Consider the following 18,454-nt stretch of genomic DNA (forward strand, 5'->3'; position numbering starts at 1 on the left):
GGGTGACTCAGTGTTTGTCGAGGCGCTCGTCTGTGCTGAGGGTGCGGGCTTCAACCGCCAGCATAACCGGAATCCCCTCACGAATAGGGAACGCCATGGCATCCTGGTAGCAAATCAACTCGGTGCGGGCATCGTTGAGCTTGAGCTCACCCTTGCACACCGGGCAGGCCAACATGGCCAGCAATTTCTTATCCATGGTTCGTTTCCTCGCTGATATCAGGTTGCAACTGGCCAGAGCAGGCTCTGAGCCGTTCCAGAAAATGCTGTTCAAAAGGTTCCGACAACCGGGCCTGAACCGTCAAGACCCAGGCGTTATCCGGAGCAAAGCCTTGGCACTTCACTGCATCTTTGGCCGTCATTACCAACCATTCGAGAGCGCCCGACGCCAGGTCTTCGGGGCGAAAATGATGATGGTCAGGAAAGGGAACTTCATTGACGTGAGCGCCAAGAGTCCGGAGGGTATCGAAAAATCGACCGGGATTACCGATACCCGCCACCGCCCGTACCGGTTTACCTTCAAGCTGCCCCGGCGACAAGGTCTCACCGGAATTCAGATTCACCAGAGCCGAGGGCACCAGCTCCATGGCATGAATCTCCGGATGATCAACGCCGGCAAAGCTCTCGATGGTCTCGCCAGCCTCCGGAAACTCCGCTCCGTTAAGAACGACAAAGTCGACACCGTTCAACCGTTCAACCGGCTCCCGCAGCGGACCGACCGGAATGATGGCACCGTTTCCAGTGCCTCGCCGAGCATCAAATACTGCCAGTTCAATGTCTCTGGGCAGACGGTAGTGCTGCAGGCCATCGTCACAGATCAGTACATCGCCGAGGCCATTCTCCAACGCCCAGCGAGCCCCACGACAGCGATCCGGGTCAACCACCACCGGGCATCCGGTGGACCGTGCCAGCATCAGGGGTTCGTCACCACAGATACCCGCCGGGGTCCCGTCAGCGACCAGTAAGGGGTACTGAGAGCTTTTACCTCCGTAGCCACGGCTGAGAATCACCGGTTTCCAGCCATGTTGATTCATGCACTGAACCAGGCTGGCAGTGAGAGGTGACTTACCAGTGCCGCCAGCGGTGATATTGCCCACCACCACAACCGGGACCGGCAGCAATTCGTTTCGCGCATGCCAGGCCTTTCGGCGCCTGGCCTCAGACACCGCCCGATATAACCAGGCCAGTGGTGTGAGCAGTGCAAGAGGCCTGCCTTGCCCGTACCAAAGCCGGTCAACCAGGCTGGTGCTCATGCGTGCTCGCTGAACTGAATCTGATGCAGCTGGGCATATGCCCCACCCGCAGCCAACAGCTCACCATGACTTCCGGACTCAACAATGCGGCCATTGTCCATGACCAGAATCCGGTCGGCCTTCTCGATGGTGGATAGCCTGTGTGCGATCACCAGCGTGGTACGGCCCTGCATAACCGTTTCCAGCGCTTCCTGAATATGGCGTTCGGATTCCGTATCCAGCGCCGATGTCGCCTCATCCAGAATGAGAATTGGGGCGTCCTTGAGGATGGCCCGCGCAATCGCAAGACGCTGGCGCTGGCCACCGGAAAGCATCACACCATTGTCGCCAATCATGGTGTCGAGCCCTTCCGGCATACGGTTGATAAACTCGAGCGCGTGGGCCTTTTCAGCCGCTTCCATAATTTCTTCCCGGCTGCAGTCGCGCAGGGAACCGTAGGCAATGTTGGCGGCGATGGTATCGTTGAACAGCACCACGTTCTGGTTCACCAGAGCAATCTGGGCACGCAGGGACTGAAGCGAAAACTCCTTCAGTTCATGGTCATCAATGCGGATAGCTCCCCCGGTGTACTCGTAGAAACGGGGTAACAGGCTAACCATGGTCGACTTACCACTGCCTGACCGGCCCACCAGTGCGACACTCTGGCCGGCTGGAATATCGATGGTTATCCCTTCAAGCACATTGTCGAGCTGATCCCGGTAACGGAAAGACACCTGGTCAAATGTGATGTCGCCTTTGACCCGCTGCGGGTTGTAGGAGCCCTGGTCCTCTTCCGGCTTTTCATCCATGGTCTCGAACACATCGAACGCAGCCGCCACACCCTTCTGAATCTTGGCGTGCACGGAAGTGACCTGGCGAATGGGCTTGGCCATCGTCGTCGCCGCGGTAATGAACGCAATCAGCTGACCAGTCGACATCTCACCCCGAATCTCCGGCGCAAGCATGGTCCACACCAGCGCGGCGATAGCAAAAGCCACCAGCACCTGAATGACCGGGACACTGATCGCCTGAGTAGAAGCCATTTTCAGGCTCTGTTTCAGGTTACGGGCACTGACCTCACGAAACCGCTCCCGTTCATAATCTTCGCCTCCGAAGGTGCGCACCACCCGGTATCCGGTGATCGACTCGGAGGCCACATGGGTGATATCGCCCATGGAACCCTGAATACGCTTGCTGATTCGACGAAACCGTTTGCTGGCATAATTCACGACCAGACCAATGACCGGACCGGCCGTAAGAAAAATCAGGGTCAACTTCCAGTTGGTGTACAGCATGAAGCCGAGCAGACCCACTATGGTCAGCCCTTCGCGAAGGGTGATAGTCACCGCATTGGTCGCAGCATCCGCGACCTGCTCAACGTTAAAGGTGAGCTTCGAGACCAGACGCCCGGATGCGTTTTCATCATAGTATCGTGACGGTAAAGACATCAGGCGATCAAACACATCGTTGCGTAAGGCGTTGATCACGTTGCGCCCGACGTAGCTGATAAAATACTGGCTGAAAAACGTACCAACACCTCTGAAGGCAAAAACACCCACGATCAGCCCGGTCAGCAACATCCGGTTCTGGTCGGACGGATTCTCGATCGCCGTGATCACATATTCCATCGCCGCGGCCATCCCGGTGGATGCAGCGGCGTAAATGATGTTTCCGAACACGGCGAGGGAGAACGCAAACCAGAAAGGCTTGACGTACTTGAGCAGGCGTTTGTAGGTGGTCCAGCTACCGGCAGGTGGCGTCTTGAGCGGCTCCGGCCTTGTCTGCATCACTGGCTTTCAGCCTCCCGCTCTGTGGTTATGCTCAGCTTGGCAAACCCCAGGCGACCGGCAACATCCATGGCCCGCACCACAAATTCATGGGGGGTTTGGGCGTCTGCAGTGATGATGAACGGCAGGCTGTTGTCGCCTTCGGCCAGCTCACTGACGCCACGCTCGAGGGTTTCCCGGCGATTGTTAACCAGTGGTCGGTCGTTCAGAAAGTACTGGCCCTCGGCATTGATCACCACATCAATCTGCCGGACCTCAGACGGAGCTGCCGGCTCTGCACTGGCTTCCGGAAGCTCCACCTGCAGATGACTCTCCCGAGTAAAGGTGGTCGACACCATGAAGAAAATCAGCAGCAGAAACACCACATCAATCAGTGGCGTCAGATCTACCCCGACTTCCTGGCTTCGTTGGCGCTTGAACTTCACGGCGTTCAGGCTCCTTCAACGTCAATTTCGCGGTCTCCGTGGACCACTTCCACCAGTTTGATGGCTTCCTGCTCCATGTTGACCACCAATTCGTCTACGCGACGGATGAAATAGCGGTGACAGATCAGAGCAGGAATGGCGACACTCAGGCCAGCCGCAGTGGTGATCAATGCCTCGGAAATGCCACCGGCCAGGTTGCCGGCATTGCCGACGCCGGCCAACTGGATTTCGGCAAACACTTTGATCATGCCGATAACGGTACCCAAAAGGCCCAACAGTGGCGTGATTGTGGCGATAGTGCCCAGGGGATTCAGAAAACGCTCCAGCTCGTGGATAACCTGGCTGGCCTCGTGTTCGATGCTTTCTTTCATGATCTCGCGACCATGTTTGGCGTTGATCAGGCCGCCGGCGAGAATCCGGCCAAGTGGCGAAGATGCCTGCAAGGCTTTCAGCTTGCGACCGTTAAGCTCTTTTTTCTTGATCCAGCGCCAGAGTTCGTTAATAGACTGCGGGGGCGCGACCCGAGAGGCCCGCAAGGTCCAGATTCGTTCCAGAATGATGGCAAGTGCCAGGATGGAACAGGCAACAATGGGCACCATCAGGATGCCACCGGCTTTCAACAGCTCGAACACGCTTGATCTCCCTGATTAGTTACAAGCCGCGCTACTTTAGCATAGCTGCCGGTGCAGGCCACACCCGGATTGTCACGGTATTTTACATTCACTCCTGGCAAGCCCCGGAGACGCTATCCAGAAAGGCTGTGTCTGCCAGAGCTCACTTATAAGCAGGCCTGAATCTGCGAACCTGAGCGTGATCTGGCCGGAGCAGGCCGTGTTCAATGGCACGGCACCACTGGCGCGGTACCGACCGCTTACTTCCGGATGCGGATGCCCGAAATGGTGCCGGTAGCCCGCCGTATAGACCACCTGATCCGGCGCCACCGCCTGTATCCAGCGTGTTGAAGATGAAGTTTTGCTGCCATGGTGTGGCGCCAGCACCACCCGCTGCGCAACGCGGTTCTCAAGCCACTCTGGGCCGCCGCCACCGAGCATCAGTTGCTCAACCTTCCGGCTGATGTCCCCGGTCAATACGAAATCGCTGTTGCTGGACGGGTGGTACACGCGTATCACGCACGAAGCGTCATTCCCGTCCGCAGGCAACGGATTTTGCCACAGCGACATCACCAGACCCGGCCACCGGATATTCCCCGGGCGACAACCTTCCACCGTCACCGGCACCCGCCCGGTAATAAGAGCAGGCTCTCCGGAAATCACCCTTTTGATCGCGAAGTGCTCAGACAACGTCTCGAGACCGCCGGCGTGGTCATTATCCGCATGGCTCAAGACCAGCAGATCAATAACCTCGACGCCCATTGCCCGAAGATTCGGCACCAGCACCGAATCGGCGGCGGAGTAGACGCCCGTAACTTCGGGCCCGGTGTCATACACCATCACCCGGCCACCGGCGCGAACCACAACCGACAGCCCCTGCCCCACATCCAACACCCGGACTTCAGGTGCCCGTGCGACGGAATTGCCTACTCCCGTACCTGACCAGGGAACACTGAGCAACAGGAAGGTAACGCCCAGCAATGCCCGCCATCGCCAGTCCCTCCAGCGAATCCCCCAAAGCGCCAGCAACGCCAAACCCGCTGCCAATTGCAGCGGCAGAGGCTGCATCTGTCCTGCCGGGAACCGGGCCACCAGCTCCAGCCACCACCATAGCGCCCCCAGGACAAGGTCAAACCCGGCCGACACCCAGGGCAGGAGCCACCCCCCGGAAAAAAGGGCGATGATGGCCCCCAGGAACAGTACCGGCATGACGGCAAAAGACACCCAGGGCACCGCCAATAGATTGGCCGCGAAGCCTGCAAAAGGTTGGCCCTGATGCACCAGCATCAACATTGGCCACAACCCGACAAAGACCGCCAACTGGGCTATCAACAAAGCCGACAACCAACCCGACGAACCCAGACGCCCTGAAAATACCGCCAGCAGCACCCCGACAGCGCCAAAAGACAACCAGAAACCCTGGTCCAGAGGCGCAAACGGATCCATCAGAAGCACCACTGCCAGAGCCAGCACAAAGGGTCGCCAGCCGCTCTGCTGTCTTGCCTTGAGCAGATACCAGCCGCCGGCAACCACCATCACCAGGGCCCGCCGGGTTGGTACGGTAAAACCGGCCAATAGCGAATAGACAAGGCAGCTGAGAACAACCACCAGAAAAACCAGAGAACGCCGCCCCTGCTCACTCAGACCACCAACCGGCAGCAATAGCAAACCCCAGCGCGCCAACAGACCAACTCCGACCGCCACCAGACCCAGATGCAAACCGGAAATAGCCACCAGATGAATGGTGCCGGTCGACTTGAGTACCTGCCAGTGATGATCTTCCAGAGAACCCCGGTTACCCATTAGCAGAGACGCAATCAGGGGGTAGTATTCCGCTTCACCAAACCAACGCTGCAACTTCTTTGATGCTCGCCAGTGCCAGGCGTGGTACTGACATTGCAGTGCGCATGACAGCTCCGGTGCCGCAGAGACCTGTTTAACGGAACCGGTCGCCCGATAGCCGTGACGGAACAACCAGTCTTCGTAGCGAAACCCATCTGGATTCAGGTTGCCCTGAGGACGCTTGAGAGTGACCTCCAGTGTCAGGCGATGGTCGGGTAGCCTGCGCCCCTCCCTGCCGTACCAGGATAGTCGCAGGACGCGGGGCAAGTTGTTATCTACCGACACGCCAGGTGCCTGCCAGTGCAGGACACAGAATCCGAATCTCAGACTGTCAAAGCTTCCCGGCGTCGGCAAATCACAGAGATAGCCGGAAACCACAATGCGCTTGGTTTCCCACTCCGAAGGCAGGCGCTCGGCCAGTCTCATATCGGCATTCCAGCCGGCCCAGACCAACCCCAGCGTCGCAGCAACCACCACGGGCCCGAGCCTCTGTATGCGCTGGTATCGACAGGCCATAGCCAGCAACATTAACCCAACCAGCACAAACAGCCATGGATATGGTGGCAAGGTTGCGAGCCGATACAGTAAGATAACGCCGCAAGAGAAGGCGAGAATGCTGGCGAGTCCAACACCGAGCCTGCTGACCCGGTTGGAAACTGGGTTTTCGGACAATCCTTGTCCTCCGATTTTCGATAGCGCTGGCAGCCTCTGGGCTCCAGTGATTACTCAAAGCCAGGAAACAGGCCGAACTTCCTATGCCGAAGAAGTTCATGAAACGGTATTTGCCCACCCCTGAAAAGGTGCAGTCGATGCAATCGCTGCGTTTTCTGGGCGATATCCTCCATGAACCCAACCTGTGGCACATCAACCGGCACTGTGTTGCCAGGGCCTTCCTGGTGGGCGTCTGGTTCTGTTTTATTCCGATGCCTTTCCAGATGCTGGCAGCCGCATTCTGCGCCATCTGGTTTAACGCCAACCTGCCTTTATCCGTGGTTCTGGTCTGGATCAGCAATCCGCTGACCATGCCCCCGATGTTCTACTTTAATTACAAGGTGGGGGCCTGGATACTCAATCGGCCCGTTCTGGCGTTCGAATTCGAGCTTTCCTGGGACTGGATCAGCCACAGGTTGATCGATATCGGCGTGCCGTTGTACCTGGGTTCTCTGGTTCTGGCCACGGTTACCGCCTGCGTCGCTTACCTGATCATCCAGTATCTATGGCGCCGCAAGATCCGCACTGAATGGCAATTACGGCGTCGCCAGCGCAACAAGCGAACGCCCGCGAGCAATCAGGCCTCCTGAACCAATCGCCCCTGCTCCAGTCGCAGCACCCTTCCCAGGCTCCGGGCCATGGTCATGTCGTGGGTAACCATGATGAATGACGTCCCGGAATTATCACGCAGGTCGCCGATCAGGGCACGGATACCCTCCCCTGTGTGTTCATCCAGATTGCCGGTAGGCTCATCCATCAACACACACTCCGGGCTGTTAACCAGCGCTCTGGCTATCGCTACCCGCTGACGCTCACCACCGGACAACTCGCCGGGTTTGTGCCTGAGCCGCTCACCCAGACCCACCCGTTGCAGCAGTTGCTCCGCCTTCGGGCGGGCCTGCCTGGGTGGCATGCCACCAAGCGCGCAGGGCAACATGACATTCTCAAGTGCGGTAAATTCCGGCAGCAGATGATGGAACTGATACACAAACCCCAGATGCTGATTCCGGAACCGCGCCCGGCCTGCTTCCGATAGCTGATGAATATCCTTGCCACAGATCCGGATATGCCCTGACGAAGGGCGATCCAAACCGCCCAGCAGGTTCAGCAAGGTGGTTTTCCCTGCCCCGCTACTGCCCACAATGGCAACCGTCTCGCCGGCCTTAACCTGAAGTGAGATGTCCGAGAAAATCGTCAGTGTTTCCGGCCCTTCACTGTAGGTGCGGGTAACCTTCTGACAATCAATCACCAGAGATGTCGTCTGCCCGTCACTCATAACGCAATGCCTCCGCCGGTTCGACCCGCGACGCACGCCAGGCCGGATAAATAGTTGCCAGCAGGCTCATGGCAAGGCCCGCACCGCTGATAATCAGTACATCCTGCAACTGGAGCTGCGACGGCAGGTAGCTGATAAAATAGACATCAGCGCTGAGAAACTGATGCCCCAGTGCCGATTCAAGCCACGAAATAAAGCCACTGATGTTCAGGGCACCGAAGATCCCCAATGCAGTACCTGTGAGCGTGCCAAACACACCAATCACGGCACCCTGGATAATAAAGATCCTCATAATGCGCCCGGGCGTGGCGCCCATGGTTCGCAGGATGGCGATGTCAGCGGTCTTGTCGGTCACCACCATGACCAGCGTTGACACAATATTGAAGGCCGCCACAGCCACAATGAACATCAACAGCAACCCGATCATGGTTTTTTCCATGCGAATTGCCTGAAACAGGTTGCCGTGGGTGCGGGTCCAGTCCGATACGTAATAGCGGCCTCCCAGGGTCCGGGCAACATCATTGACAACTTTGGGCGCCGCAAACAGGTCATCCATTAAAAGCCGGATACCCTCCGCGCGGCCACCGGTACGCATCAAACGCGCCGCATCATCCATATGAATCAGCGCGTAGTTCCCATCAAGCTCGGCACCAACGCTGAAAATACCCTTGACGGTAAAGCGCTTGAGTCTGGGCAACACGCCGGCCGGCGTTACCGAAGCTTCGGGCAATACCACCGTGAGTTTATCGCCTACCCCCAGTCGAAGGCTGTTTGCCATCAACCGGCCAATGATGATTCCGAATTCCCCGGACCGAAGCTCCTCAAGGCTGCCTTCGATGAAATGGTTCTCGATAATCGAAACGCTGGCCTCCTGCTCCGGCAGGACACCGTTGAGCATCACGCCCCGGACGTTACCACCACCGGTTACCATGCCCTGCCCCTGGATAAAGGGAGCGGCCGCCAGCACTCGCGGGTAGGCTTCAACCTTCTGGTCAATCTCCTGCCAGTTCTCCAGGGGACCGGAAGCCCCCTGAATCGTGGCATGAGGCACCATCCCAAGAATGCGCTGCTTGAGTTCGCGATCGAATCCGTTCATGACCGAGAGCACGATGATCAGTACCGCAACGCCCAGCATCAGGCCAATCATTGAGGTCAGGGAGATAAAGGAGATGAAGTGATTACGTCGTTTGGCGGCGGTATATCGCAGGCCAATATAAAACGATAAGGGTCTGAACATGTAGGGGTGCCTGTCGCTACCTTGCGGTCCGTCGATTATTGAATCCCCGCTGGCCTCGATCATTACCTGGCCCGGAGATTTGCCAGGCCTCTTACCAGCCGTTGGGAAACTGCTAAACTGTTCTATAATCAATAAAAACCCGTCCGGAGACAGGATGCCAAGCCAGAATAAAACGCCACCGAGCGGAGACAGCCAGCGGGAGCGCCGGGAGTTCTTCCGGATAGACGACCGTATCGGGCTTGAGGTACGCCGCCTGGACGACGCCCATCCCGGCGACGATCCGTTCAATAACTCTCCACTGGAAGCCCTGAAAGCCGAGTTCCGGAGGCTGGACCAGGACGTACGTGCACACCTGGCAAGCCTGGCTGAGCGCGACCGCCTGCTGGCCGGGCTGGTCAAATCCCTGAACAGCAAGGTCGATACGCTGGCGCGCATTATCGCCTTTGAGCAAAATCCGTTGCAACCGGAGGACTGGCAGGATGTAACCCTGAGTGAGGGCGGGCTCTCATTCCGCTGGCCGACAGCAACCTTTGGCGCGGGTGACCGACTGGCCATTCGGATGACTCTACCACCAGAGCTATACCAGCCAAGAGCCATTGCTGAAGTACTGGATACCGAGCACGACAACCAAGGCGGCACACGGGTTCACACGCTGTTTGTTGAACTGGATGACAGCGACCGTCAGCAAATTGCCCGGCATGTGATGCGTTGGCAGATTCGGCAACGCCAAAAAGAGTAAGATACTGAAAAAGTGCTGACTTTTGCTAAGCTTTTCGGGATATTACGTTTTATTCATCTGCCGCAGACAGTGCGCAGTAATCATGCATTATTGGAGACTCCTCTATGACAAACTACCGCAATGTGATGGCTGCCGCCGTTTTGGCTACGGCTGTATTCGCCGGCTCAGCGCCACTGGCCCTTGCTGAGGAACTGAGGGTACCGGTCGGCAGCCAGGCCGACAGAAGCCAGATCAGCCTGCCCGCGAACGGCATGAGTGAAGACTCCGTCCGGAATCGCTGGGGCGCCCCCCAGAACATCAAAGGTCCGGTCGGAGAACCCCCCATCAGTCAGTGGCATTATCAGGATTTTGTCGTCTATTTCGAAGGTAACCGCGTAATACATGCAGTGGTAAAGCAACACAAAGACTGATAAACACCCGCTTCATCAAACACCGGCCAAGGAATGACAATGCACGGGCTGCATTGCTCAGATAGAATGGCGGCTTTTGCAAACCAAGGTGACTTATACAGTGACTTCCAGACGTACGTTGCCTGCGGAGTGGGCTTCCCAAAGCGCAGTCATGTTGACCTGGCCTCATCCCGGAACCGACTGGGCAAAGCGCATGGCCGACGTGGAGCCCGTGTTCGAGGCCATTGCCAAAGCGGTCCTCCGTTTTGAACACCTGGTGATCAGCTGCGAGTTCGTGGCACGTCTCCAGCAACTTGGCCAGCAGCTGAACGCTTATGCCGAAGGCAACGGGTTACCAGGTCGCGTAATCACTGTGCCAGCCCCGGCCAACGACACTTGGGCCAGGGACCACGGCCCCATCACCGTGGATACCGCTGACGGCCCCGCTCTGCTGGACTTCCGGTTCAATGCCTGGGGAGACAAATTTCCCTGGGAAAAAGACGATGCCCTCAACCGGCACCTGGCGAACGCGGGCGTTTTCGGCAAACACCCACTGCAGCCAGTGGATTTTGTCCTGGAAGGCGGCTCTATAGAATCCGATGGCGCCGGCACCTTGCTCACTACCAGCGAGTGCCTGCTGACTCCGTCCAGAAACCCATCCATGGATCGGACGGCTATCGAGCAATTGCTGGAGGAAGTCCTCGGGGTCGATCGTATTCTCTGGCTCAACCACGGATATCTGGCGGGCGACGATACCGACAGCCACATCGATACCCTGGCACGGTTCTGCGCGCCTGATCATATCTGCTATGTGACCTGCCCGGATGTTGCGGACGAGCACTACAGCGCCCTGGCGGCGATGGAAGAAGAATTGCAGGAATTCCGTCAGGCCGACGGCACCCCCTATCGCCTGACGCCCCTGCCCTGGCCCGACCCGATTTACGATGAGGACGGCGAACGGTTGCCAGCGACCTACGCCAACTTCCTGATCATCAACGGCGCAGTTCTGCTGCCAGTCTACGATGTGCCGCAGGACGAAGAAGCAGTTCGCATCATGGCGGGCATCTTCCCAGACCGGGAGATTATTCCAATTGACTGCCGCCCGCTCATTTACCAGCACGGCAGTCTGCACTGCGTAACCATGCAAATTCCTGCGGGGGTGGTAACGGTATGACCAGCACGAACACCAGCTCCAACCTGAAGGTCGCCGCCATTCAGCAAACCTGCAGTCCCGACAAGAACCGGAGTCTCGCGACATCCGAACGCCTGATACGGCAGGCTGCGGTGGATGGCGCGCAGTTGATTGTCCTGCAGGAGCTGCACGCCACCCAGTATTTCTGCCAGACCGAAGACACCGCCATTTTTGAGCTTGCAGAGCCCATTCCCGGGCCCACCAGCAACTATCTGTCTGGTCTCGCAAAAGAATTAGGCGTTGTGCTTGTGGGTTCTATTTTTGAAAGGCGCATGAATGGCGTTTACCACAACACATCTGTGGTGTTCGACACCGATGGCAGCCTGGCCGGGCTGTACCGGAAAATGCACATCCCGGACGACCCGGGCTTTTATGAGAAATTCTACTTTACTCCCGGTGATGCCACCTTCAATGACGGCAGCAGCGGGTTTACCCCCATCCAGACTTCCGTTGGTAAGCTGGGGGTCCTTGTGTGCTGGGACCAGTGGTACCCGGAAGCGGCCCGACTGATGGCACTGGCCGGCGCGGAAATACTGATCTACCCGACCGCCATTGGCTGGGATGTGACCGACGATCCAGACGAACAGGCCCGGCAACTGGACGCCTGGGTGACCGTTCAGCGTGGCCATGCGGTAGCCAACAACCTTCCGGTTATCGCCCCGAATCGCGTTGGGACCGAGCCAGATCCTTCCGGCCAAAGCGATGGCATCCGGTTCTGGGGGAACAGTTTCATCTGTGGCCCTCAGGGCGAGTTTCTGGCCCGCGGCAACGAGACTGACGAGTGTATCCTGTCGGTAACCCTGAACCGCCAGCGCACCGAATCCATCCGGAGAATCTGGCCGTACCTCAGGGACAGGCGCATCGATGCCTACGGCGACATTCTGAAACGGGTGAGGGACTGAAACCGGCATGAAACAGAAAATGGACACTGTCGTCAGCGCCCTTAACAAGGTACTGCTGGGCAAGGAGAATCAGGTTCGTCTGGCGCTCTGCGGCCTGCTTGCCCGCGGCCACCTGTTGATTGAAGATATTCCGGGCATGGGCAAGACCACCCTCTCCCATGCGCTGGCAAAAATCATGGGGTTAAGCTATCAGCGAATCCAGTTCACCAATGACCTGCTGCCTGCAGACGTCCTCGGCTACTCCATGTATGACAAGCAGGCCGGCGGGCTCGTGTTTCACCCCGGCCCCATCTTCGCCCAGGTGGTTCTGGCAGACGAAATCAACCGCGCGTCACCGCGCACCCAAAGCGCCCTGCTGGAAGCCATGGAAGAAAGGCAGGTATCCATTGAGGGGGAAACCCGACCACTACCTACCCCGTTCTTTGTGATCGCAACCCAGAACCCCATAGAGCAAGGCGGCACCTTTCCCCTGCCTGAATCTCAGCTTGACCGGTTTCTGATGCGCCTTCGGTTGGGCTACCCCGACCCGAAAGCGGAACGGGAGCTGCTGGAGGGCGAAGACCGCAAACACCTTACCGATCGTTTGCAGGCCATACTCCCGCACGATGAGCTGGTGGCCTTGCAGCAGGCCGTGGAAAAGGTATCCGCCAGCCCGGCTTTGCTGGATTACCTGCAACGCCTTCTTGAGCAGAGCCGGCGCATGCCCGGATTGCTTTACGGCTTGTCCCCGAGGGCGGGCCTCGGCCTGCTGAGAGCCGCCAAAGCATGGGCACTGATGGAAGGTCGTAATCACGTACTGCCCGACGACGTGCAGGCCGTCTTCCCCGCCGTAGCCGAGCACCGGCTGGAACAGGGAGAATCCGGTAAAGCCCGGGAGCGGGTGCGCCAGCTGTTAACGACCGTATCGGTGCTTGAATAATCCGGGTCTGACCACATAGCAAGGTTTTATAAGCCGCATTGGCGTAAACAAATGGCAGTCCGGTCATTTCATGTTAGCCTTTTGCCAGATTTCAGATGAGCGGTTCCTGTTCTGCCCTCCGCAGGGACAGAGGAGAGCCGTCGAATACGCATACTTCATTTCAGTGAGACACAGATGAGCGAAACCCGACATTCCCGACTGATCATTCTTGGCTCCGGCCCGGCCGGCTACACCGCTGCAGTCTATGCCGCGCGCGCCAACCTGAACCCGACCCTGATCACCGGTATCGAAGTTGGCGGCCAGCTGACCACCACCACTGACGTAGACAACTGGCCGGGCGACAATGACGGCGTTCAGGGCCCCGAGCTCATGCAGCGCATGCAGAAGCACGCCGAGCGTTTTGAAACCAGCATCGTGTACGACACCATCAACGAAGCTGACCTGAACAACCGCCCGTTCCGGCTCAAAGGCGACAACGGCGAATACACCTGCGACGCTCTGATCATTGCCACTGGCGCCTCTGCCATGTATCTGGGGCTTGAGTCGGAAGAGAAGTTCAAGGGTCAGGGCGTGTCGGCCTGCGCCACCTGTGACGGCTTCTTCTACCGCAAGCAGAAAGTCGCGGTTATCGGCGGCGGCAATACCGCTGTGGAAGAGGCGCTGTATCTCTCGAACATCGCTGATGAAGTGACCCTGGTTCATCGCCGTGACAAGCTTCGGGCCGAGAAGATCCTTCAGGACAAACTCTTCGAGAAAGCAGAAAACGGCAACGTCAACATCATCTGGGACCACACCCTGGACGAAGTGCTCGGCGATGGCACCGGTGTTACCGGCATGCGCATCCGGAACACCAAAGATGGCAGCACCCAGGATCTGGAGCTGGCCGGCGTATTCATCGCGATCGGCCACAAGCCGAATACCAGCCTGTTTGAAGGGCAACTGGATATGGCTAACGGCTACATCCGGATTCGCTCCGGCCTGGACGGCATGGCCACCCAGACCAGCATTCCAGGCGTGTTCGCGGCTGGCGACGTAGCCGATCACGTCTATCGGCAGGCTGTGACGTCCGCCGGGTTTGGTTGCATGGCTGCGCTCGACGCCGAAAAGTTTCTTGATCAACAAGGCTAACTACTCAGGAGCAGAATGACGTCGCTACCCTGGCTGGATCCTGATCAATTCTGGTTTCCTCCCGCAGAAGAAGCGCTGGAGGATCCCGATGGACTGCTTGCCCTGGGTGGCGACCTGTCTCCGGAACGCCTGATTCTGGCCTATCGGAATGGCATTTTCCCCTGGTTCAGTGACGACCAGCCCATTCTCTGGTGGTCACCGAACCCTCGTTGCGTGCTGTTTCCCTCTGACATCCACATCTCCCGGAGCCTGCGCCGGACGCTGAACCAGCGTCGATTCCATATCACCACCGATCAATGCTTTGGCCGCATCATTCGGCTCTGCGCAAACACCCGCGCTGAGGGCACCTGGATTACTGACGACATGATGGCAGCGTATACCGAGCTGCATAAACGTGGTATCGCCCACTCCATTGAAGTCTGGAATCGCAACAATGAGCTCGCAGGCGGCATGTACGGTCTGGCTATCGGCCGCTGTTTCTTCGGCGAATCCATGTTTTCACTGGAAACCAACGCCTCCAAAGTACTGATGGTGCATCTGGCCCACCAGCTCGGCGAATGGGGTTACCAGCTCATGGATTGCCAGGTAGAGAGCGACCACTTGCTGACGATGGGCGCGCGCAGTATTCCGAGGGCGGAGTTTTTATCTATACTCAGGGCATGTGTCGATCGGAAACCGGACCAGCCAGACTGGAACTTCAGCTGGCAATGGCCCTGCCCGGAGGTGAAATGAGTAATCTCAGAACGCTCGTTTTCTTTGCCACTCCTCCTCACGATTGCAGTTACCTGCCAGACCGTGAAGCGACCACCATGTTTGTGGACCCTCGCGCCCACATCGACAGAAAGCTCTACAGCCAGTTAACCGCACTGGGCTTCCGTCGCAGCGGCTCACATTACTACCGTCCGCACTGCGAAAGCTGCAACGCCTGTGTTCCGGTGCGCCTGCAGGTTGGCCAATTCGAGCCAGACCGGAATCAACGCCGGGTGCTTCGCAAAAATGCCGACCTCGACTGCAAGCTGGTGCCAGCAGCATTCAGTGAACGCTATTACCGGCTGTATGCCCACTATATAGAGGAGCGTCATCGCGACGGTGACATGTATCCACCTTCAAGAGAACAATTTACCTCGTTCCTTGTGGAAGGAGCTACCGACTCCTGGTTTCTGGAAATGTCTCTTGATGGTGAACTGGTGGGGCTGGCAGCCGTCGACCTGCTGGATGACGGCCTGTCGGCGATCTACACCGTCTTTGCCCCGGAGCTGGAACACCGAAGCCTAGGTACCTTTGCCGTGCTCTGGCAGATTGAGGAAGCCAAACGGCGGGAACTGCCACATCTGTATCTGGGCTACTGGATCAAAGAATGCCGGAAAATGAACTATAAAACCCGCTTTCAGCCTATCGAGGCCTTGCGGGATGGCCACTGGCGCAAGATGTCGCCCGACTGAATTTTGCCAAACGTGGAGAATTCAGGCAGAATTGCGCAATTTAAAATCACCGAAAAGTATTCCGAACGAGGTTTCTACTGAATGGCGAAATCAGATGTCATTGAAATGGAAGGCGTTATTATCGACACCCTTCCCAACACCATGTTCCGCGTTGAGCTGTCCAACGGCCACGTTGTGACTGCACACATCTCCGGAAAAATGCGCAAGAACTACATCCGCATTCTGACTGGTGACAAGGTCAAGGTTGAGCTGACTCCCTACGACCTCAGCAAGGGCCGCATCGTTTACCGCGCCCGTTAATCGGCCAGGCTGACATCTGAAAAGCCCCGCAAGTGCGGGGCTTTTTTGTATCACACGGCTTCAGCCGGTTCGTCCTCATAATCAAAGGTCAGCTCGTCGTCCTTGAGCTGAATGAACACATCACCACCGTGCTCCGATAGCCGGCCGAACAGGATCTGCTCCGCCAGCGGACGCTTGATCTTGTCCTGAATCAGGCGCGCCATCGGCCGGGCCCCCATGGTCACGTCATAGCCTTTTTCCGCCAGCCAGAGCTTGGCCGCATCGTCAACGTGAAGCACCACATGCTTCTCATCCAGCTGGGCCTGAAGCTCGGTGAGGAACTTGTCTACCACGTGCGTGATGGTGTCCTTCTGCAGATCGGCAAACTGGATAATGCCATCCAGCCGGTTCCGGAACTCCGGCGTGAAGGTTTTGCTGATCACCTCCATACCGTCGGTACTGTGATCCTGCTCATTGAAGCCAATGGAGCGGCGGGCCATGCTTTCAGCGCCCGCATTGGTGGTCATCACCAGAATCACGTGACGGAAATCTGCCTTACGGCCATTGTTATCCGTCAGGGTACCGTGGTCCATCACCTGCAGCAGCAGGTTGAAGACTTCAGGGTGCGCCTTCTCGATCTCATCCAGCAGCAACACGCAGTGCGGGTGCTTGTTGACCGCTTCGGTCAGCAGGCCGCCCTGGTCATAACCGACATAGCCGGGAGGTGCACCAATCAACCGCGACACGGTATGGCGCTCCATGTACTCCGACATATCGAAGCGAACCAGCTCAATGCCCAGCACCTTCGCCAGCTGCTTTGTGACTTCCGTTTTACCAACACCGGTCGGCCCGGCAAACAAGAAGGCACCTTCCGGCTTCTCAGGCGCTTTCAGCCCTGCCCGAGCCAGCTTGATGGCGGTTGCCAGGGATTCGATCGCCGGATCCTGACCGAAAACCACCATCTTCAGATCGCGCTCAAGATTGCGCAGCAGATCCTTGTCGCTGGTAGAGACATTCTTCGGCGGAATGCGCGCAATATTGGCTACCACGTCTTCGATGTCGGTCACATCGATGGTTTTCTTGCGCTTGTCTTCCGACTGCAGCCGCTGCCGCGCACCGGCTTCATCGATGACATCAATGGCCTTGTCGGGCAGGTGCCGGTCGGTGATGTACCGGTCCGCCAGTTCTGCCGCCACCCGCAGGGCCTTGTCGGTGTACTTGAGGTCGTGGTGTTTCTCGAAGCTCGGCTTCAGGCCCTTGAGGATCTGGTAGGTATCCTCAACGCTTGGCTCGTTGACATCGATTTTCTGGAACCGACGCGCCAGGGCGCTGTCTTTCTCGAAAATTCCACGGAACTCCTGGAACGTGGTCGAACCAATGCAGCGGAGTTCGCCTGAACTGAGCATGGGTTTGAGAAGGTTCGAGGCATCCATCACGCCACCCGACGCAGAACCGGCGCCAATGATGGTGTGGATCTCGTCGATGAACAGAATGGCATGATTCTGCTTTTTCAGGTCACTCAGCAGACCTTTGAGGCGTTTTTCAAAATCGCCACGATACTTGGTACCGGCCAGCAACGCGCCCATATCCAGTGAGTAGACGACGGCATCCGAAATAATCTCCGGCACCTGCCCGTCCACAATCCGCTTGGCCAGACCTTCGGCAATGGCTGTCTTGCCAACGCCAGCCTCGCCCACCAGCAAGGGGTTGTTCTTGCGGCGGCGAACCAGAATCTGTACCACCCGCTCAACCTCATGCTCCCGGCCAATCAGCGGGTCAATCCGCCCCTGCCGTGCCTGTTCATTAAGGTTCGTGGCGTAGCTTTCCAGCGGACGGGAATGCCCACCCTCTTCCGCCGCTTCGTCCTGGGCGGCGTGATCCGCGCCCTCCTGGTCTTCTGCTCCCTGTACCCGGGAAATGCCATGGGAGACGAAGTTAACCACATCAATCCGGGCAATATTCTGCTTTTTCAGCACATAAACCGCCTGGCTTTCCTGCTCACTGAAGATGGCGACCAGCACGTTTGCCCCGGTTACCTCCTTCTTGCCAGACGACTGCACATGGAATACCGCTCTCTGCAGTACCCGCTGGAATCCCAATGTGGGTTGGGTTTCGCGCTCACTGTCGGAGCTCGGGATCAGGGGGGTGGTGGAGTCCACAAACTCTACCAGCTCTTCCTCAAGGCGCTTCAGGTCTGCACCACAGGCTTTCAGGACACCCACTGCCGATTCGTTGTCGAGAAGGGCCAGCAACAAATGCTCGACGGTCATGAATTCATGACGCTTGTCCCTCGCATTTTTGAAGGCCGTATTCAGCGTAATTTCCAGATCTTTACTCAGCATGGGC

Annotated in this window: 19 protein-coding genes; 10 read left to right on the plus strand and 9 right to left on the minus strand. The window is 57.7% G+C overall.

Features of this window, described 5'->3' with window-relative positions; all coding sequences use genetic code 11:
• Window positions 1-7: 7 nt before the first annotated feature.
• The 6 genes from JIF53_RS18625 to JIF53_RS18650 form a co-directional block, all read right to left on the minus strand.
• Complete coding sequence (locus JIF53_RS18625) at window positions 8-196, minus strand: Trm112 family protein (protein WP_011785222.1); 189 nt, start codon at window positions 194-196, stop codon at window positions 8-10.
• Window positions 189-1,250, minus strand: a complete 1,062-nt coding sequence (gene lpxK, locus JIF53_RS18630; protein WP_199453946.1) for a tetraacyldisaccharide 4'-kinase — start codon at window positions 1,248-1,250, stop codon at window positions 189-191. Before lpxK ends, JIF53_RS18625 begins: the two co-directional genes overlap by 8 nt.
• The gene (gene msbA / locus JIF53_RS18635) at window positions 1,247-3,016 is read right to left on the minus strand and encodes a lipid A export permease/ATP-binding protein MsbA (protein ID WP_023010440.1); all 1,770 of its coding nucleotides are present in this window, start codon (window positions 3,014-3,016) and stop codon (window positions 1,247-1,249) included. Before msbA ends, lpxK begins: the two co-directional genes overlap by 4 nt.
• Window positions 3,016-3,441, minus strand: a complete 426-nt coding sequence (locus tag JIF53_RS18640) for an ExbD/TolR family protein (RefSeq protein ID WP_014421240.1) — start codon at window positions 3,439-3,441, stop codon at window positions 3,016-3,018. Before JIF53_RS18640 ends, msbA begins: the two co-directional genes overlap by 1 nt.
• A 5-nt stretch (window positions 3,442-3,446) precedes the next feature.
• On the minus strand, window positions 3,447-4,073 hold the full coding sequence (locus JIF53_RS18645; RefSeq protein WP_014421239.1) for a MotA/TolQ/ExbB proton channel family protein: 627 nt from the start codon (window positions 4,071-4,073) through the stop codon (window positions 3,447-3,449).
• 72 nt (window positions 4,074-4,145) lie between these two features.
• A complete protein-coding gene (locus JIF53_RS18650; protein WP_199453948.1) occupies window positions 4,146-6,566 on the minus strand; it encodes a DNA internalization-related competence protein ComEC/Rec2 in 2,421 nt (806 codons plus the stop codon).
• 83 nt (window positions 6,567-6,649) lie between these two features.
• Here JIF53_RS18650 and JIF53_RS18655 point away from each other — a divergent pair, with 83 nt between their 5' ends.
• Entirely contained in the window at window positions 6,650-7,195 is a 546-nt protein-coding gene (locus JIF53_RS18655) for a DUF2062 domain-containing protein (RefSeq protein ID WP_022991069.1), read from the plus strand.
• Here the strand turns inward: JIF53_RS18655 and JIF53_RS18660 are convergent.
• Window positions 7,183-7,881 carry an ABC transporter ATP-binding protein gene (locus JIF53_RS18660; protein WP_022991068.1) on the minus strand — a complete coding sequence of 233 codons (699 nt, stop codon included), beginning with the start codon at window positions 7,879-7,881 and terminating at the stop codon, window positions 7,183-7,185. The genes JIF53_RS18655 and JIF53_RS18660 overlap by 13 nt on opposite strands.
• The gene (locus JIF53_RS18665) at window positions 7,874-9,118 is read right to left on the minus strand and encodes a lipoprotein-releasing ABC transporter permease subunit (RefSeq protein WP_014421235.1); all 1,245 of its coding nucleotides are present in this window, start codon (window positions 9,116-9,118) and stop codon (window positions 7,874-7,876) included. The genes JIF53_RS18660 and JIF53_RS18665 overlap by 8 nt, the downstream gene beginning before the upstream one ends.
• 154 nt (window positions 9,119-9,272) lie before the next feature.
• On the opposite strand from JIF53_RS18665, the gene JIF53_RS18670 reads away from it, so the two are divergent.
• The 9 genes from JIF53_RS18670 (at window position 9,273) to infA (ending at window position 16,129) form a co-directional block, all read left to right on the plus strand.
• Window positions 9,273-9,857, plus strand: a complete 585-nt coding sequence (locus tag JIF53_RS18670) for a PilZ domain-containing protein (RefSeq protein ID WP_014421234.1) — start codon at window positions 9,273-9,275, stop codon at window positions 9,855-9,857.
• A gap of 104 nt (window positions 9,858-9,961) precedes the next feature.
• Entirely contained in the window at window positions 9,962-10,267 is a 306-nt protein-coding gene (locus JIF53_RS18675) for a hypothetical protein (RefSeq protein ID WP_121206738.1), read from the plus strand.
• Between the two features lie 100 nt (window positions 10,268-10,367).
• The gene (locus JIF53_RS18680; RefSeq protein ID WP_081698959.1) at window positions 10,368-11,420 is read left to right on the plus strand and encodes an agmatine deiminase family protein; all 1,053 of its coding nucleotides are present in this window, start codon (window positions 10,368-10,370) and stop codon (window positions 11,418-11,420) included.
• Complete coding sequence (locus tag JIF53_RS18685; protein ID WP_153740033.1) at window positions 11,417-12,340, plus strand: carbon-nitrogen hydrolase; 924 nt, start codon at window positions 11,417-11,419, stop codon at window positions 12,338-12,340. Before JIF53_RS18680 ends, JIF53_RS18685 begins: the two co-directional genes overlap by 4 nt.
• 7 nt (window positions 12,341-12,347) lie before the next feature.
• Entirely contained in the window at window positions 12,348-13,259 is a 912-nt protein-coding gene (locus JIF53_RS18690) for an AAA family ATPase (protein WP_022991062.1), read from the plus strand.
• A 174-nt stretch (window positions 13,260-13,433) separates the two neighbouring features.
• Window positions 13,434-14,387 carry a thioredoxin-disulfide reductase gene (gene trxB / locus JIF53_RS18695; protein ID WP_022991061.1) on the plus strand — a complete coding sequence of 318 codons (954 nt, stop codon included), beginning with the start codon at window positions 13,434-13,436 and terminating at the stop codon, window positions 14,385-14,387.
• A gap of 15 nt (window positions 14,388-14,402) precedes the next feature.
• Entirely contained in the window at window positions 14,403-15,119 is a 717-nt protein-coding gene (gene aat, locus JIF53_RS18700; RefSeq protein ID WP_022991060.1) for a leucyl/phenylalanyl-tRNA--protein transferase, read from the plus strand.
• Window positions 15,116-15,829, plus strand: a complete 714-nt coding sequence (locus JIF53_RS18705; protein ID WP_199453950.1) for an arginyltransferase — start codon at window positions 15,116-15,118, stop codon at window positions 15,827-15,829. Before aat ends, JIF53_RS18705 begins: the two co-directional genes overlap by 4 nt.
• An 81-nt stretch (window positions 15,830-15,910) precedes the next feature.
• Window positions 15,911-16,129 carry a translation initiation factor IF-1 gene (gene infA / locus JIF53_RS18710; RefSeq protein WP_014421226.1) on the plus strand — a complete coding sequence of 73 codons (219 nt, stop codon included), beginning with the start codon at window positions 15,911-15,913 and terminating at the stop codon, window positions 16,127-16,129.
• A 50-nt stretch (window positions 16,130-16,179) separates the two neighbouring features.
• Here the strand turns inward: infA and clpA are convergent, their stop codons facing one another.
• Window positions 16,180-18,450, minus strand: a complete 2,271-nt coding sequence (gene clpA, locus JIF53_RS18715; protein WP_199453952.1) for an ATP-dependent Clp protease ATP-binding subunit ClpA — start codon at window positions 18,448-18,450, stop codon at window positions 16,180-16,182.
• Between the last annotated feature and the right edge of the window lie 4 nt (window positions 18,451-18,454).

It is taken from the genome of Marinobacter sp. bablab_jr008, assembly GCF_016464145.1.
Lineage (GTDB): Bacteria > Pseudomonadota > Gammaproteobacteria > Pseudomonadales > Oleiphilaceae > Marinobacter > Marinobacter nauticus.

Bases quoted from the DNA above. Each gene is read 5' to 3' on its own strand.
- JIF53_RS18625 (WP_011785222.1), bottom strand. From the start codon at position 196: ATGGATAAGAAATTGCTGGCCATGTTGGCCTGCCCGGTGTGCAAGGGT.
- lpxK (WP_199453946.1), bottom strand. From the start codon at position 1,250: ATGAGCACCAGCCTGGTTGACCGGCTTTGGTACGGGCAAGGCAGGCCT.
- msbA (WP_023010440.1), bottom strand. From the start codon at position 3,016: ATGCAGACAAGGCCGGAGCCGCTCAAGACGCCACCTGCCGGTAGCTGG.
- JIF53_RS18655 (WP_022991069.1), top strand. From the start codon at position 6,650: ATGCCGAAGAAGTTCATGAAACGGTATTTGCCCACCCCTGAAAAGGTG.
- JIF53_RS18660 (WP_022991068.1), bottom strand. From the start codon at position 7,881: ATGAGTGACGGGCAGACGACATCTCTGGTGATTGATTGTCAGAAGGTT.
- JIF53_RS18665 (WP_014421235.1), bottom strand. From the start codon at position 9,118: ATGTTCAGACCCTTATCGTTTTATATTGGCCTGCGATATACCGCCGCC.
- JIF53_RS18670 (WP_014421234.1), top strand. From the start codon at position 9,273: ATGCCAAGCCAGAATAAAACGCCACCGAGCGGAGACAGCCAGCGGGAG.
- JIF53_RS18675 (WP_121206738.1), top strand. From the start codon at position 9,962: ATGACAAACTACCGCAATGTGATGGCTGCCGCCGTTTTGGCTACGGCT.
- JIF53_RS18685 (WP_153740033.1), top strand. From the start codon at position 11,417: ATGACCAGCACGAACACCAGCTCCAACCTGAAGGTCGCCGCCATTCAG.
- JIF53_RS18690 (WP_022991062.1), top strand. From the start codon at position 12,348: ATGAAACAGAAAATGGACACTGTCGTCAGCGCCCTTAACAAGGTACTG.
- trxB (WP_022991061.1), top strand. From the start codon at position 13,434: ATGAGCGAAACCCGACATTCCCGACTGATCATTCTTGGCTCCGGCCCG.
- aat (WP_022991060.1), top strand. From the start codon at position 14,403: ATGACGTCGCTACCCTGGCTGGATCCTGATCAATTCTGGTTTCCTCCC.
- JIF53_RS18705 (WP_199453950.1), top strand. From the start codon at position 15,116: ATGAGTAATCTCAGAACGCTCGTTTTCTTTGCCACTCCTCCTCACGAT.
- infA (WP_014421226.1), top strand. From the start codon at position 15,911: ATGGCGAAATCAGATGTCATTGAAATGGAAGGCGTTATTATCGACACC.
- clpA (WP_199453952.1), bottom strand. From the start codon at position 18,450: ATGCTGAGTAAAGATCTGGAAATTACGCTGAATACGGCCTTCAAAAAT.